Origin of the sequence: Paractinoplanes globisporus DSM 43857 (assembly GCF_000379645.1) — a bacterium.
Taxonomy (GTDB): domain Bacteria; phylum Actinomycetota; class Actinomycetes; order Mycobacteriales; family Micromonosporaceae; genus Actinoplanes; species Actinoplanes globisporus.
In genome coordinates, this window is record NZ_KB903328.1 from 1 (window position 1) to 16,403 (window position 16,403).

13 protein-coding genes and 1 rRNA gene are annotated in these 16,403 nt (G+C 68.7%); 13 read left to right on the forward strand and 1 reads right to left on the reverse strand.

All coding sequences use genetic code 11. The features are described from left to right. Positions 1 to 12: 12 nt before the first annotated feature. Positions 13 to 129, forward strand: a 5S ribosomal RNA gene (rrf, locus tag A3CQ_RS0137125). Between the two features lie 27 nt (positions 130 to 156). Here the strand turns inward: rrf and A3CQ_RS0137130 are convergent. Then, entirely contained in the window at positions 157 to 609 is a 453-nt protein-coding gene (locus A3CQ_RS0137130) for a hypothetical protein (protein WP_020516031.1), read from the reverse strand. A gap of 16 nt (positions 610 to 625) precedes the next feature. Here A3CQ_RS0137130 and A3CQ_RS0137135 point away from each other — a divergent pair, with 16 nt between their 5' ends. From A3CQ_RS0137135 to A3CQ_RS0137190, 12 genes are all read left to right on the forward strand, one after another. After that, positions 626 to 1,612 carry a phosphotransferase family protein gene (locus A3CQ_RS0137135; RefSeq protein ID WP_020516032.1) on the forward strand — a complete coding sequence of 329 codons (987 nt, stop codon included), beginning with the start codon at positions 626 to 628 and terminating at the stop codon, positions 1,610 to 1,612. 123 nt (positions 1,613 to 1,735) lie between these two features. After that, entirely contained in the window at positions 1,736 to 2,767 is a 1,032-nt protein-coding gene (locus A3CQ_RS0137140; RefSeq protein ID WP_040433759.1) for a M4 family metallopeptidase, read from the forward strand. A gap of 267 nt (positions 2,768 to 3,034) precedes the next feature. Further along, the gene (locus A3CQ_RS55405; protein WP_051115468.1) at positions 3,035 to 3,352 is read left to right on the forward strand and encodes a protealysin inhibitor emfourin; all 318 of its coding nucleotides are present in this window, start codon (positions 3,035 to 3,037) and stop codon (positions 3,350 to 3,352) included. A gap of 39 nt (positions 3,353 to 3,391) precedes the next feature. Continuing rightward, complete coding sequence (locus tag A3CQ_RS0137150; protein ID WP_020516035.1) at positions 3,392 to 4,294, forward strand: siderophore-interacting protein; 903 nt, start codon at positions 3,392 to 3,394, stop codon at positions 4,292 to 4,294. A 52-nt stretch (positions 4,295 to 4,346) separates the two neighbouring features. Then, positions 4,347 to 5,138 (forward strand): SAM-dependent methyltransferase, encoded by a 792-nt coding sequence (locus tag A3CQ_RS0137155; protein ID WP_020516036.1) that lies wholly within the window; start codon positions 4,347 to 4,349, stop codon positions 5,136 to 5,138. 56 nt (positions 5,139 to 5,194) lie between these two features. Further along, positions 5,195 to 5,821, forward strand: coding sequence for a dihydrofolate reductase family protein (locus tag A3CQ_RS0137160; RefSeq protein WP_020516037.1), 627 nt, complete (start codon positions 5,195 to 5,197; stop codon positions 5,819 to 5,821). 241 nt (positions 5,822 to 6,062) lie between these two features. Next, entirely contained in the window at positions 6,063 to 8,987 is a 2,925-nt protein-coding gene (locus tag A3CQ_RS0137165; RefSeq protein WP_020516038.1) for a glycoside hydrolase family 3 protein, read from the forward strand. Between the two features lie 71 nt (positions 8,988 to 9,058). Continuing rightward, positions 9,059 to 11,872, forward strand: coding sequence for a beta-galactosidase (locus A3CQ_RS0137170; protein ID WP_020516039.1), 2,814 nt, complete (start codon positions 9,059 to 9,061; stop codon positions 11,870 to 11,872). Positions 11,873 to 11,943: 71 nt separating this feature from the next. After that, entirely contained in the window at positions 11,944 to 12,978 is a 1,035-nt protein-coding gene (locus A3CQ_RS0137175; RefSeq protein ID WP_020516040.1) for a LacI family DNA-binding transcriptional regulator, read from the forward strand. A 245-nt stretch (positions 12,979 to 13,223) separates the two neighbouring features. Further along, complete coding sequence (locus A3CQ_RS0137180) at positions 13,224 to 14,540, forward strand: extracellular solute-binding protein (RefSeq protein ID WP_020516041.1); 1,317 nt, start codon at positions 13,224 to 13,226, stop codon at positions 14,538 to 14,540. After that, positions 14,537 to 15,511 carry a carbohydrate ABC transporter permease gene (locus A3CQ_RS0137185; RefSeq protein ID WP_020516042.1) on the forward strand — a complete coding sequence of 325 codons (975 nt, stop codon included), beginning with the start codon at positions 14,537 to 14,539 and terminating at the stop codon, positions 15,509 to 15,511. The genes A3CQ_RS0137180 and A3CQ_RS0137185 overlap by 4 nt, the downstream gene beginning before the upstream one ends. Positions 15,512 to 15,513: 2 nt before the next feature. Then, positions 15,514 to 16,395 (forward strand): carbohydrate ABC transporter permease, encoded by an 882-nt coding sequence (locus A3CQ_RS0137190; RefSeq protein WP_051115470.1) that lies wholly within the window; start codon positions 15,514 to 15,516, stop codon positions 16,393 to 16,395. Positions 16,396 to 16,403: the final 8 nt, after the last annotated feature.

Genomic DNA, 16,403 nt, shown 5'->3' on the forward strand with positions numbered 1-16,403 from the left:
GCTGGCAGCTGTTTCGGTGGCCATAGCGGAGGGGAAACGCCCGGTCTCATTCCGAACCCGGAAGCTAAGCCCTCCAGCGCCGATGGTACTGCACTCGGGAGGGTGTGGGAGAGTAGGACGCCGCCGGACTCAAACCGACAGAAAGCCCATCCCGGGTCACCGGGATGGGCTTTCTGCTGTTTCAGGGCGGGTATCGGCGCCGTGCAGAAACAGGTCGACCAATTGCCCAGCCGGCAGTGGAGTGCGGTCAGGGTGTGGCGCACGCGCGGCGCCCAGGGAGATGCCGAGAAAGGCTTCCGCGAGGACGTCGGGCGGGAGGCGCAGGTTGGCCTGGTCCGGGGTCAGCAGACGTGTGACGGCCTGGCTCGTCTCGGGCAGGCTGCCGATCGCTCGGAAGTCGTCGCGGGTGAACGAAGACGGCGTGTCCGGGGCGGCACGCCGTCCGGCGGAACGCTGGATGTCGTCGAAGCCGCGACGGGCGCGTTCGTAGTAGGCGTCCATGATGGTGATGACCGCGACCAGGCGCGCGGCGAGCGGCTGCTCCACCGAGACCGCGTCGAGTTGCCGCACCGCTTCGCCGGGATCGAGCGCGACGCGCAGGCCGGCCATCGTATGGTGTCGGGCGATGGAGACTTCGGTGCGAGCGAATGCCTGGGACGATCCGCGGTGGGTCGAGGCGGCCCGGGATTGGGTGGAGCGGCGGCTCGGCGAGCTGGGGCGGCCGATCGCCGGAGAGTTCGAGGAAATGCGGGTTCGGCCGTGGTCGGTCACCTATCGGGTGGCCACCGACGGCGGGGTCGTCTGGTTCAAGGCGAACACGCCGGGGTGTGCCTACGAGGCCGGGCTGGCGGCGGCACTGGCGGGGTGGGTGCCCGACGCCGTGATCTCGCCGCTGGCGGTCGACGCGGAGCGCGGGTGGCTTCTCACGGCGGATGCCGGCCCGACCCTGCGAGAGGTGGTCGGCCCGGAGCGTCTCCTGCCCACGTGGGAGGCGATGCTTCGGGACTACGCCGTCATGCAGCGCGAGCTGGCCGGCCGGGCAGGTGAGCTTCTGAGCCTGGGGGTTCCCGATTGCCGGCCTTCCGAGCTGCCGGCGCGGTTGGGCGCCCTACTGGAGCTGCCGCAGGTGCGGGAGGACCTGGGGGACGAGCGGCTTGCGAAAGTCGTGAGCCTGCTCCCGGAGTACGCGGCGTGGTGTTCCGAGCTCGCCGGAGACGGAATTCCGGCCTCGCTGCAGCACGACGATCTGACCGACGCGAACGTCTTTCCCGCCGGGGAGCGGTTCCGGTTCTTCGACTGGGGAGACTCCAGCGTCGGGCACCCGTTCGGGTCGTTGCTGGTGGCGATGGGGTTCGCCGGATATCTGCTGGACCTCCCGGCGGGCGCTCCGGAGATGGAGCGGCTTCGCGACTCCTATCTGGAGCCCTGGTCGGACCTCGCGCCGGTGGCGGAGTTGCGACGGTCGGTCTCGCTGGCCTGCCGGGCCGCCCGGATCTCCAAGGCGCTGGCCTGGCAGCGGGCGCTCCACGACTCGTCGTTGCCGGTGGCGGACGATTTCAGGACGGCGGTCGCGGACTGGGTGGCCGAAACGTCCGAGCCTCCGCCCATTTGACAGTCCCGCGGACGGGGTGTGTTCAATTATTGACAGCTCGTTGTGCTCAAGAATCGACAGCCCGGCGCGGGCGCAGGGAGAAATGTGAGTGGATCCATTTCTCCTCCGGTGGGGGTTGTCGTCATGGCAGGTCCGGTCTGTTTCTACGTCCCGGCTCACATCATCGACCACATTGCGAAAAATGCTCGGCAACTGGGTATCGACCCGGAGCCGGCTCAGCGCACGGCAATCGCGTCCCAGGCGGCGCGGCAGACGCGGCGGGCCGCGGCTCCGGCCAACCTCACGGCGGCTCTGACGCCGCCGCGGCCGGGGAAGGGCGACCGGCAGATCTTCGACGACGGGCACCAGTGGAACACGGGCGTGACGCTGGTTCGTGGCGAGGGGGACGCCGCGGTCGGGCAGGCCAACGCCAACGCCGCCTATGACGGGCTCGGCGCCACGCGGGACTTCTATCGGGACGTCTTCGGGCGCGACTCGATCGACAACGCGGGGCTCACGCTGCTCGGGAACGTCAATTTCGGCGTGCAATACGACAACGCCTTCTGGGACGGCACGCAGATGGTGTTCGGCAACGGCGACGAGGTGATTTTCACCGACTTCACGAAGGACGTGGACGTCTGCGCGCACGAGCTCACCCACGGCGTCACGCAATACACGGCCGGCCTCATCTACACCGATCAGCCGGGCGCCATGAACGAGGCATTCTCCGACATTTTCGGGTCGTGCGTCGACCAGGCGGTGCACAAGGTGGACGCCGGCGAGCACAACTGGCTCATCGGCGAGGAGGTCATGGCCGAGCAGTTGTACGGCGAGGCGATCCGCTCGATGTCGCACCCGGGCACGGCGTACGACAACCCGATTCTCGGCAAGGACCCGCAGGCCGCGGACATGTCCGGCTACGTGCCCGGCGGCGACCCGCACGTCAACTCGGGGATCATCAACCGGGCGTTCTACCTGACGGCGATCGAGCTCGGCACGGTCCCGGCCGCGCGCATCTGGTTCAACACCCTGCTCAACCTCTGGCCGAACGCGCAGTTCATCGACTGTGCCTACGTCTGCGCCGAGCAGGCACGCATCCTCGCCCGCGACGGCAAGGTCGGGCGCAACGCTCCTCAGACCGTGCGCTCCGCGTTCCGGGAGGTGGGGATCAAGTAGGGGGCGGGTTCCGACCAGCGCACCCCGCAGTCGTCGCAGCTCCAGTGCACGTGCCCTGGGCCGCGGCGACGGCGGGGTACCGTCTTGTAGAGCTGTGCGCCACAGGCCCAGCAGGCGGTGCCGACCACCGCCTGCCCGGGCGCGGCTTCCGGGATTGCCATGTTTCATGTTTACCCGGATGACGGCCCGGCCGAACACGGAGAGCCCGAACGCAGGAGGCCGAACACGGAGAGCCCCATCACAGGCGGCCGAACACCGGAGGTTTGTGTGTCCGAGCATGTGCGAGCCGAGCTGCGCCGATCGGGCGGGTTCACCGGCCGCCCGCTGCACGTGCGGGTCGATTCGGCGTCGATGCCGCCCGCCGACGCCGTCGAGCTGGTGCGCCTGGTCTCGGCGATCGACCTCGGCGGGCTCCCGGCTTCGGGCGCCGGGCTTCCCCACGGCGCCGACCTCATGACGTACGAGCTGATGGTGGAGCGAGGCGGGAAGCGCTGGCAGGGCACCGTCTCCGATCCGTCGGTGCCCGCGTCCCTGAGGCCGCTGCTGCAGTTCCTGACCCGGTATTCGCAGGGGCACTCCGCGTAGGTTAGGTTAGGCATACCTTGCCTGACCGAGGAGGACCCGGTGACCGCGCCCCTGCCCTGGCGGTTCTTCAGCACGACCGTCCGGGAGGTCCGGCGGCTGAGCCCGAGCTTCCTGCGCGTCACCTTCACCGGCGACGACCTCGACCAGTTCGCCGACAACGGCTTCGACCAGCGCATCAAGCTGATCCCGCCGCTGCCGGACTGCGGTCACGACCACCTGCCGACCGGGCCCGACTGGTACGAGGAGTGGCGGGACCTTCCCGACGACCGGCGCAATCCGATCCGGACGTACACGGTGCGGGCCGTGCGGCCCTCGGTGCGCGAGGTCGACATCGACATGGTGCTGCACGGCGTGCACGGGCCGGCCTCACGGTGGGCGGCCGCGGCCACGCCGGGGTCGGTCGCGTGCCTGATGGGGCCGAACGCGGAGCACGACGGTGTGCACGGCGGGATCGACTTCCGGCCGCCGGCGCGGACCTCGTGCATCCTGCTCGGCGGCGACGAGACAGCGGTGCCGGCCATCTCGTCGATCCTGGCCGGCCTGCCGTCGTCCGCCCACGGGGAGGCGCTGCTCGAGGTGCCCACGGAGGAGGACGCGCTGCCGGTCGCGGCGCCGCCCGGGGTGCGGGTCACCTGGCTCGCCCGGAACGGTGTTCCGCACGGCGAGCGGCTGATTCCGGAGATGCGGGCCACGGTCCGGCGGCTACTGGGGAACCAGGTGCCGGCGCACGACTCCGACCTCGAGGACGTGGATGTCGACAACGACACCCTGTGGGAGGTGCCCGAGCCGGTCGCGGAGGTGAGCCGGTTCTACGCCTGGCTGGCCGGCGAGGCCGCGGTCATCAAGACCCTGCGGCGGCACCTGGTCGCCGACTGCGGGGTGGACCGGCGGTCGGTCGCGTTCATGGGCTACTGGCGTCAGGGGCGTTCCGAGGACATCTGAGGCGTTAGGGTTTCCGTCTACTGTGGCGCGTGTCGACGATCGGAGTTGCGCCGTGGACGAGCGACTCGACACCGGCCAGGCCCACGTGGCCCGGGTCTACGACTACTGGCTCGGTGGCAAGGACAACTTCGAGGCCGACCGGGCGTACGGCGATGCCCTCGAGGCGCGGGTGCCCGCCATCCGGATCGCGGCCCGGATGAATCGCCTGTTCCTCGGGCGGGCCGTCCGTTTCCTGTCGGAGGAGGCGGGCGTACGCCAGTTCCTGGACATCGGGACCGGCCTGCCGACCGCCGGCAACACGCATCAGGTCGCCCAGGCGATCGCCGCGGAGTCACGGGTCGTCTACGTCGACAACGACCCGCTGGTGCTGGTGCACGCCCGGTCGCTACTGACCAGTTCGCCCGAGGGGCGCACCGCGTACCTCGACGCCGACGTGCGCGATCCGGACGCCATCCTCGACGGGCTCGCCGGCACGCTCGACCTGGGCCGGCCCGTTGCCGTCCTGCTGATCGCGGTGCTGCACCTGGTCACCGACGACGCGGTCGCCTACCCGGCCCTCCGGACGATCGTCGACGCCATGCCGCCTGGCAGCTATCTGGTGCTGTCACATGCCACCGGCGACTTCTGGCCGCGCGAGCGGGTGGAGGCGGCGGACGCGACCAACCGGGCGCACCGGGTCGATTTCCGGTTCCGTTCCCACGCCGAGCTCGGCCGCTTCTTCCGCGGGCTGGAACTGGTCTCGCCCGGCATCGTGCCGGTGGCGGAGTGGCGGCCCGATTCTGATCCCTCCGCCAGCCGGGAGGATGCCAACATTTGGGCCGGGATGGCCCGGAAAGCGGACTGACGCGGCGGTTCCGGCCCCGAGCCCGAGTGAGTGTGGTGCAGGCTCGGGAGATGTCAATGACCCGCGTTCACTCGTTCTCGATCTCTCTCGACGGCTTCGGCACCGGTGAAGGGCAAAGCGCCGACGCGCATTTCGGTCACGCCGGGGAGAGGCTGCACCAATGGATGTTCGCCACCCGGTGGTGGCAGCCCGGCGGCAGCGACGGCGTCGACAATCTGTTCGTCCAACAGCACGACCCGGGGATTGGCGCCGAGATCATGGGCGCCGGCAAGTTCGGCCACCCGGGCTGGCACGAGGATCCGCAATGGAAGGGCGCGTGGGGTCCGAACCCGCCGTTCCACACGCCGGTCGTCGTCCTCACCCACCACACGCGGCCACCGATCGAGATGGAGGGTGGCACCACCTTCCACTTCGTCGACGCCTCGCCGGCCGAGGCGCTCGAGGCGGCCCGCAAGGCGGCCGACGGCAAGGACGTCCGCATCGGCGGCGGCGCCACCGTGATCCGCGAATTCCTCGCGGCCCGGCTCATCGACCACATGCATGTCGTGGTGGTCCCGATCGTCCTCGGCCGGGGCAAGCGCCTCTGGGACGGGCTCGAGGGCCTGGAGGACGACTACCGGATCGAGGCCGTCTCCTCGCCCAGCGGGGTAACCCACCTGACGTTCGCCCGCACCGGCCGCTGATCTCCGAGACGCGCTCCCACGCCCCGCAGGTGGGCGTGGGAGCGCGCCCATGTTTCGCGGGGATTTCCGGGGAGACTGTGGACACGGGATTGGCGGGCATCTATCGTGAGCGATACCGCCGACAATCGAAGCGCTTCGACACGAACTTTCGAGAGCCTGGGCTTCGAAAGCTGGCCTGCTTGAGCCGCCACCACGCTCAGCGGGTTATCTCGCCATTCCTGAAAATCGAGGAGAATCGCCCATGCGAAGGCGTTTCCTGCCGATTCTGGCGGCCGCGCTGCTTCTCGCGCCCGCCATTCCGGGCGCCGCGCACGCGGACCCGGCCTATCCGTTCCGTGATCCACGCCTGCCGCTGCAGACCCGGGTTGACGACCTGGTCGGGCGGCTCACGCTGGACGAGAAGATCTCATTGTTGCACCAATACCAGCCCGCCATCCCGCGGCTGGGAATCAACCTTTTCAAGGCCGGCACCGAGGCGCTCCACGGTGTGGCCTGGTCCAACGATATCGACAACGGCGGCGCCGTCGTGCAGGCGGACGGCACCTCGTTCGCCCAGCCCGTCGGGCTCGCCAGCACGTGGGACACCGACCTGATCGAGAAGGTCGGCTCGGCCGTCGGCGACGAGGCGCGCGGCTTCAACGCGAAGAACCCCCGGGTCTTCGGGCTCAACCTCTGGGCGCCCGTCGTCAACCTGCTGCGCGACCCGCGCTGGGGGCGCAACGAGGAGGGCTACTCCGAGGACCCGCTGCTCACCGGTGCGATCTCGACCGCGTACGGGACCGGGCTGGAGGGCGGCGACCCCGATCATCTCAAGGCCGCGCCGACGCTGAAGCACTACCTGGCCTACAACAACGAGGCCGGGCGCGACGTGACCTCGTCCAACCTTCCGCCGCGGGTTCTCAACGAGTACGACCGGGAGGCGTTCCGCCCGGCGATCAGCGCGGACGCGGCGACCGGCGTGATGGCCTCCTACAACCTGGTGAACGGCCGTCCGGCGACCGTCGACCCGGACCTCGCGACCGTGGAGCGGAGCTGGAGCGACTATCCGCTGTTCAACGTCTCCGACGCGTACGCGCCGTACAACCTGACCGGCTCGCAGAAGTACTACGCGACGCAGGCCGAGGCGAACGCCGCGGTGATCAAGGCCGGTCTCAACGCGTTCACGGTCGACGACGCGAACGGGACTCCCACCGTCACGGCCATCAAGCAGGCGCTCGACCAGGGCCTGCTCACCGTGCACGACATCGACGTGGCCGCCGGCCAGGCGCTGAGCATCCGGTTCCGGCTGGGCGAGTTCGACCCGAACGGCGGCCGGTACGGCTCCATCGGGCCCGACGTGATCAACAGCCCGGCCAACCAGAAGCTGTCGCGGGAGACCGCGGACAAGGCGATGGTGCTGCTCAAGAACGACCACAACGCGCTGCCACTCAAGCCGGGCGGGAAGGTCGCGGTGGTCGGCCCCCTGGCCGACACCCTCTACAGCGACTGGTACGGGGGGAAGCTGCCCTACCAGGTGACGGCCGTGGACGGGATCGCGGAGCGGGCCGGCAGTGTGGTCAGCTCGACCGGTTCCGATCGCATCGCTCTCAAGGACGTCGCGACCGGCAAGTACGTCACCGCGACCGGCACCACCGACGCGGACGCCGTCGCGGTGACGGGCGCCTCCGCCGACACGGCCGCGCAGTTCGACGCGGACGACTGGGGCCAGAACGTGCTGACCCTGAAGAACGTCTCGAACGGCAAGTACCTCGGCTACAACTGGGGGCCGTTCATCACCCGGGACGACCAGCCCAACGGCTGGTACGTGCAGCAGCAGTTCAAGCTCGAGCCGCAGGCCGACGGAACCGTCGCGATCCGGTACGCCGGTTACGAGACGCTGGAGAGCTGGTTCGGCCCGAACCGGTACCTGACCGTCGACGCCGACGGCAAGCTCGCGCTGGGCTCGCCGGACGCCGCCGGCGCCGCGAAGTTCAGCAAGGAGGTGCTGCGCAGCGGCATCGACGAGGCCGTCGCCGCCGCGAAGACGGCCGACACCGCGGTGCTCGTCGTCGGATCGCAACCGTTCATCAACGGCCGCGAGGCGCACGACCGCACCACGATGGCGCTCGGCGCCGGGCAGGAGGCCCTGGTCAAGGCGGTCCGGGCGGTCAACCCGCACACGATCGTCGTGCTGCAGACCAGTTACCCGGACACGATCACCTGGGAGCAGCAGAACGTCCCGGGCATCGTCTGGACGACCCACGCCGGCGCCGAGACCGGGCATGCGATCGCGGACGTGCTCTACGGCGCCTACAACCCGGCGGGCCGGCTCACGCAGACCTGGTACCAGAGCGACGCTCAGCTCCCGCCGGACCTGCTCACCTACGACATCATCTCGTCGAACCAGACCTACCTCTACAGCAAGCAGACGCCGCTCTACCCGTTCGGGTACGGCCTGTCGTACACGTCCTTCAAGTACGGCAAGCCCGCGATCGGGAACGGCAAGGTCACCTTCACCGTGACCAACACCGGCCGGCGGGACGGCGACGAGGTGGTCCAGCTCTACACCCACCAGCGCACCTCACGGGACAAGGCGGCGGTCAAGCAGCTGCGGTCGTTCGACCGGGTGTCGCTGCGGGCCGGGCAGACGAAGACCGTGAGCCTGCGGCTGACCGCGGACGACCTCAAGCACTGGGACGTCACGCGCAACCGGTGGGTCGTCGAGTCCTCGGTGTACGACATCCTGATCGGCTCCTCGTCGAGCGACATCCGGCAGAGGACGACCTGGAACGTGCACGGCGAGACCATTCCGGCCCGGGATCTGTCCCGGACAACAAGGGCGGAGAATTTCGACGCGTACGCCCCGGCGGTGAAGCTTGTGGATGAGTCGAAGGCCACGGGCACCGCCGTCGGATCGTCGGCGGTCGGAGACTGGGTCGCCTTCAAGGACGCCGACCTGCGCGGAACCCACTTCAGCGCGAGGGTCGCGGCCCTGACCGCCTCCACGATCGAGGTACGCCTCGACTCGCCCACCGGCAAGCTGCTCGGCACCGCCCCGGTGCCGGCGACCGGCGACGTCTACACGTACGCGACCACCACCGCGAACCTGGCCAGGGTGAGCGGGCACCACGACGTCTATCTCGTGTTCGGCGACGCGCTGCGCGTGTCCACATTCTCCATTCGGTGAGAGGGGAACCCGCCCGCCGGCCTGGTCAGCCGGCGGGCGGGTCACCGATCCGTCCTCGAGGAGAGCCCCGCATGAAGATTCGCCGCATCCTGCTCGCCGTCGTCCTGGCGCTGGCCGGTTTGGCCGGGTTTGCGGCGCCGTCCGCCGCGACGGCCGCGCACACCGTCACCTACAACAAGTACTCGCTGATGCTCGACGGCCGCCGGATCCTGGTGCAGGCCGCCGAGTTCCACTACTTCCGCCTGCCCAGCCCCGACCTGTGGCGGGACATCCTGCAGAAGGAGAAGGCGGCCGGCTTCAACGCCATCTCCGTCTACTTCTCCTGGGCGTTCCACTCGCCCGCGCCCGGGCAGTACGACTTCACGGGGGTCCGCGACGTCGACCGGCTGCTGCGGATGGCCGAGGAGACCGGGCTCTGGGTGATCGCCCGGCCCGGGCCGTACATCAACGCGGAGACCAGCGGCGGCGGCTTCCCGGCCTGGCTCAAGACGGTGCCGGGGCGGGCGCGCAGCAGCGACGCCGGCTACACGGCCGCCTATCACGACTGGCTCGCGCACATCAATCCGATCATTGCCCGGCACCAGGTCACCCGCGGCGGCTCGGTGCTGCTCTACAACGTCGAGAACGAGTACGCGGTGAACACCGACGCCGTGTACATGCAGGACCTGCAGGACACCGCGCGGGCCGGCGGGATCGACGTGCCGATCACGACCAACGACTGCTGCGATGCGGGCTCGTGGTCCTCGACGTGGGGATCGGGCCCGGGCGCGGTGCAGATCCCGGGCGTGGACGATTACCCGCAGTCGTTCGAGTGCCAGAACGCGTCGACGACCTGGGGGCCGTGGGGCGCCGGGGTCACCGAGCGGGTCCGCGACGACGCGCCGGTGTTCGCGGCCGAATACCAGGCCGGGTCGATCGATCTGAACAATGCCGGGTACGAGGCCTGCCGCGATCTGACCGGCGTGCAATACACCAAGTTCTTCCAGAAGGGGAACATGGTGCTCAGCGGCGCCACCGGATTCAACTATTACATGGGTTTCGGCGGCACCAACTGGGGCTGGATCGGGCAGCCGAATGACGTCTACACGTCGTACGACTACGGCGCCGCTATCGACGAGTCCCGTCAGCTCACCGACAAATACTTCGAATTCAAGCGGCAGGGGTATTTCCTTCAGGCCGTGCCGCCGCTGACCAAGACCGATCCGTCCACCGCGCCGGTGGCGGCGGGACTGGAAACGGCCGCGCGCACCAATCCGGACACCGGGACGCAGTTCGTTCTCGTGCGCAACGGGTCCACGGAGGCCGTGTCGTCGACGCTGGCCTGGAACGGGTACTCGCTGCCGGTCACCTTGCCGGGGCATGACGCGAAGGTGCTGGTCGGCGGGTTCGACCTCGGCGGGCAGCGGCTGGTCGCCTCGACGTCGGAATTGCTCACCACCGCGTTCATCAACCGGGACGTCGCAGTCTTCTACGGCGCCGAAGGCACTCCGGGCACGACGGTTCTGCGGTATTCGAACGCGCCCACGGTCAAGGTGCTGTCGGGGACGGTCTCCTCGTCGTACAGCAATGGGAATTTGCGGCTGGACTACACCCACAGCGGTCTGGCCCGGGTGCTGATCAGCGGCGGGGGACACCGGCCGATGCTGCTTCTGCTCGGGACGGATGACACGGCGGGCTCGTTCTGGCGGGCGGACACGGCCGGTGGGCCGGTGCTCGTTCGCGGGACGTCGCTGCTGCGGTCGGCATCCGTATCGCACGGGAGCATTGCGCTGCAGGCCGACACGTCGGCGCCGGGCGCCGTCGAGGTCTTCGGGAACGGACGCGATCTCACGGTGAACGGGCGGCCCATTTCCACCCGTACGTCGCCGAGCGGCTCACTCGAAGGCAACCTGCCCGGCCCCCGCGCGATTTCGTTGCCGGCTCTCGACGGCTGGAAGCAGGCCGCCGAGGCGCCCGAGGCGCAGCCGCGGTTCGACGACTCGCGGTGGACCGTGGCCGGCAAGACGTCGAGCCTGAGCACCTTCCAGCCGCTCACGCAGCCGGTGCTGTTCAGCGACGAGTACGGCTACCACGCGGGCAGTGTCTGGTACCGGGGCCGGTTCACGGCCACCGGCAGTGAGACAACCGTGTCGCTCAACGCGATCACCGGCAAGCGCGGCGACTACCTGGTGTGGTTGAACGGGCGCTACCTGGGCAGCGCGGCCGGCGGCGTGCAGGCCGACTCGGACGTGCCGGCCAACCCGTCGCCGGGCGCCGGAAAGTTCACGATCCCGGCCGGGCTGCTGCCCGCGGGCAAGCCGGCGGTGCTCTCCGTGCTCGTGCAGAACATGGGGAACAACGACGACTGGACCGCCGAGGACAGCCGGTTCCGCCAGCCTCGTGGCCTGGTCGGGGCCGCGGTCGACGGCGTACCGGCGATCTCCTGGAAGATCCAGGGCCGGGCGCGGGTCGACCCGGTCCGGGGTGGGCTCAACAACGGCGGGCTCTTCGGGGAGCGGGCCGGCTGGAGCCTGCCGGGTTACCGGGACGGGTCCTGGCCGTCGGCAACCTTCGCCGTGCCGGCCGGCGTGACCTGGCTGCGGGACGACTTCACGGTCGACCTGCCGCGCGGCCAGGACACCTCGGTGACGCTCCGTTTCGGCGACGCGATTCCGCAGGGTTACCGGACGATCATCTACCTCAACGGCTGGATGCTCGGCCAGTACGGCGCGGCGATCGGCCCGCAGACCTCGTTCGTGTTGCCGGCCGGGGTGCTGCGGCAGAACGGCCGGAACACGCTCGCCCTGGCCGTCATCGCCGAGCAGCCGGCCACCGTGACACCCCCGCAACTGGCCGTCGCGGGATCACAGCGCGGAGGTGTGCCCGTACGCGATGTCGCGTCTTGATCAATTAGGTAGTTAGGATTCCTGGCGAAGGGCGCATCATGGAACGCGATCGGGTCACGTGGGGAGGGCCGATGCCGACGATCAACGACGTGGCCCGGGCCGCGGGGGTGTCACCCAGCACGGTGTCGTACGTGCTGAGCGGCCGGCGCCCGATCTCCGCGCAGACCCGGGCCCGGGTCCAGGCGGCCATCGCCGAGCTCGGCTTCCACCCGCACGCCGGCGCCCGGGCGCTCGCGAGCAGCAAGACCAACGTCGTGGCGCTCGTGGTGCCGCTGCGGGTGGACGTCAACGTGCCGGTCATCATGCAGTTCGCGACGGCGGTGGTGACCGCGGCCCGCACGCACAACCACGACGTGCTGCTGCTGACCAAGGACGAGGGGACGGCCGGCCTGGAGCGGGTGGCCCACTCGACCATGGTCGACGCGCTGATCGTCATGGACGTGGAGAAGCACGACGTGCGCATCCCGGCGCTGCGGCGGCTCAAGCAGCCGACCGTGCTGATCGGGCTGCCCGACGACCCGGCCGGCATCATCTGCGTCGACCTCGACTTCGCGGCGGCCGCGAAGGAGACGCTGCGCCATCTGGCCTGGCACGGTCACCGCCGGATTGCGCTGGTCGGGCCGTCGCCCGCGGTCTACCGGCGTGGCACCAGCTACGCCGACCGGTTCCTGGCCGGGTTCACCGAGGCCTCGGCCGAGCTCGGGCTGGAGACGATGACGCACCCGTGCGAGCCGGCCCAGGACGGCGTGCGCACCTGCCTGGCCGACATCGACGCGGCGCTCGACGGGGTGACCGCGCTGGTGGTGCACAACGAGGAGGCGCTGCGGCCGCTGCTCGATCAGCTGCGGGCCGCGGGCCGGCGGGTGCCGGAGGACATCTCGGTGGTGGCCGTCTGCCCCCGGGACGTGGCGCTGTCCATGCCGATCCCGCTGACGTCGGTCGACATACCGTCGCACGACGTGGGCGGTCTGGCCGTCGAGACCGTGATGAAGCTGCTCGACGGGCGGCACACCGAGCCGATCCGGTTGCTGCCGCCGACGCTGGTCGAGCGGGAGAGCTGCGCCGCGCCGGCTCGCTCGACGGGTGAAGTCTTCAAGATCAGCTGAAGGCGCCGGTGCGCGCCGTTAGGCTGGGGCCGGAGCCATCGACGGGTGGCTCTGTTGTGAGGTCACCGGCCCTGACACGGGCCGTAGTCGAGCGGTGCCGGCCGGGATCCGATCGTTGCGAAATCTCTTCGTCACACCGTTGACATCTATGCGCGGCGAACCCTAACGTCACCGGAAAGTCCCGCGTCGAAGCGCTTCGACGACCGCCTGTCGAAGCGCTTCGACGAACCCACCCGGAGGACGGCATGTTCAGAAAACGAGCCGGCGCTGCCGCCGGTGCATTCTTGCTGGCCACGTCCCTCGCGCTGACCGCATGCAGCGGTTCCGGCTCGGACGACGACAAGAACAGCGGCTCCGACGCGAAGACCCTCACCCTCTGGCACTACGAGGGCCCGACCAGCGCCATGGGCATCGCCTGGAACAAGGCGATCGATATCTTCAAGGAGAAGCACCCGGGCGTCACGGTGAAGTTCGAGGAGAAGTCCTTCGAGCAGATCCAGCAGAACGCCCAGATGATCCTCAACTCGGACAGCGCGCCCGACATCCTCGAGTACAACAAGGGCAACGCCACCGCCGGCCTGCTGTCGAAGCAGGGCCTGCTCACCGACCTGACCGACCAGGCCACCCAGCGCGGCTGGGACAAGAAGCTCAGCACCAGCCTGCAGACCACGGCCAAGTACGACGACGACGGCATCATGGGCTCGGGCAAGTGGTTCGGCGTCCCCAACTACGGCGAATACGTCATGGTCTATTACAACCAGGACATGTTCAAGAAGTACAACCTGCAGGTGCCGACCACGCTCGACGAGTTCACCAAGGTCATGGACGCGTTCAAGGCCAAGGGCGTCACCCCGCTCTCGGTCGGCGGCGCCGAGTACCCGGCCCAGCAGATCTTCTACGAGCTCGCCCTGTCGAAGTCGGACCGCTCGTTCGTCGACGACTACCAGCTGTACAAGAACAAGGTCGACTTCCACGGCCCGCAGCTCACCTACGGCGCCCAGACCTTCTCGGACTGGGTCGGCAAGGGCTACATCGCCAAGAACTCGGCCGGCATCAAGGCCGAGGACATGGGCGTCGCCTGGGAGCAGGGCAAGTTCCCGATCCTGATCTCGGGCAGCTGGTGGTACGGCCGGTTCGCCAGCGAGGTCAAGAACTTCCAGTGGGGCACGTTCCTGTTCCCGGGCAACCAGCTGCACCCGGGCTCGAGCGGCAACATCTGGGTGGTCCCGGAGAAGAGCAAGGCCAAGAGCCTGGCGTACGACTTCATCGACATCACGATGTCGCCGGAGATCCAGAACCTGCTGGGCAACAGCGGCGGTGTCCCGGTGGCCGCCGACGCCGCGTCGATCACCGATCCGAAGAACAAGGAACTGATCGACAACTTCAACAAGATCTCCGCCTCGGACGGTCTCGCCTTCTACCCGGACTGGCCGGCTCCCGGCTACTACGACGTCCTGGTCGCGGGCGTGCAGGGCCTGATCAACGGCTCGAAGACCCCGTCCGCGTTCCTCGACGAGATCGCGAAGCCGTACAACGAGAACCTCGCCGACCTCGGTAAATGACCGGCCCGCGGGCGGCGGCGGAGAGGGCCGCCGCCCGCCTCACCACCAAGAAGGGACGTAACCAGATGGCCGGCAAGAGGGCGAGCCGGGGCGGCGGTTACGCGGTCTATCTGATCCCGGGGGTCATCGCGTCCCTGGCGATCATCGTGGTTCCGTTGATCATGACGGTCTACACCAGCTTCACGAAGTGGAACGGTGTGGGCGACCAGAAGTGGATCGGCTTCGACAACTACACCCGGCTGTTTCACGACACGCTGTTCTGGCAGTCGTTCGGGCACATCATCCTGCTGATCCTGGCCATGGCGGTGGTGCCGACGCTGCTCGGCCTGTTCCTGGCGGCTGTGCTGTTCGACTACATCGCGAAGCACTTCAGCAACCGCTGGGCGTCCCTGTTCCGCTCCGGGTTCTACCTTCCGCAGGTCATCCCGGTCGCCGTGACCGGCATCGTGTGGGGCTGGATCCTGCACCCCGAGTACGGCGCGCTCAACAAGATCCTCGAGTCGATCGGGCTGTCCGGGCTGGCCAAGAACTGGCTCGGCGACGAGAACTACGCGCTCTACAGCGTCATGGCCATCATGATCTGGTTCCAGCTCGGGTACCCGATCGTGATGTTCATGTCGGGCCTGCAGCGGATCGACCCGTCGCTCTACGAGGCCGCGGACCTGGACGGCGCCACCTGGTGGCAGCGCTTCCGCAAGATCACCGTGTACATGATCCGGCCGGAGTTCTACGTGGTCCTGGTGACCACCACGATCGCCGCGCTGAAGATCTTCGGGCCGATCTTCGTGCTCACCCGGGGCGGGCCGAGCAACTCGACGATCGTGCCGTCCTACTTCGCGTACAAGAACTTCTTCGAGAAAGCCCAGGTCGGGTACGGCTCGGCGATCTCGACCGTGCTCACCGTGCTGATCATCCTGCTGGCGATCCTGTTCCTGCGCCTGCAGAACCGGGCCGAGAAGGCCGGAGCCTGACCATGACCGTGACTGCCCCCGCCCCCGTGACGAGTGCCGTGCCCGAGATCAAGGCGGCCAAGCGCCGCAACCCCGCGCGCTTCGCGATCCTGATCGCGCTGCTCGTGCTGCTGCTGCTCGTGGTCGCGCCGCTGCTCGTGGTCGTGCTCAACGCGGTCAAGAGCCCGGCCGACTACGCCGGCAACGGCCCGCTTTCGCTGCCCAGCCACCTGTACTGGGACGGCATCATCAACTTCTGGAACCGGGTGAACTTCGGCCAGAAGCTCTGGAACAGCTTCATCTCGAGCATCGTGGTGGCCGTGCTCGGCGTCGTGCTGAGCATCCTGAACTCGTACGCCCTGGGTATCGGGAAGGTGAAGGGCCGGGTCTGGTTCCTGGTCTTCTTCCTGGTCGCCAACGTGCTGCCGCAGGAGGTGCTGGTCTACCCGCTGTACTACCTGTCCAAGCAGGTCGGCCTGTACGACAACCTCATCTCGGTCGTCATCATCTTCACCGTCATCCAGAGCGCGTTCGGGACGTACCTGCTGACCTCGGTGTACGCCGAGTTCCCGACCGAACTGCTGGACGCCGCCGCCGTCGACGGCGCCGGCAAGTGGCGGACCCTGTGGCGCGTCGTCGTGCCGGTCAGCCGGCCCACGCTCGGCGTGCTGTTCACCTTCTTCTTCATCTGGACCTGGAACGAGTTCTTCCTTCCGCTGGTCTTCCTGATCTCGAACGACAACCAGACGGTGCCGGTCGCCCTCGGTGTGCTGCAGGGCGACCGCCTGATGGACGCCACGACGACCAGCGCCTCGGCGCTGCTCGGCATCCTGCCCGCGATGCTCTTCTTCGTGATCTTCCAGCGGACGCTGACGCGCGGTATCACCGCCGGCGCCATCAAGTAAAGGACGCA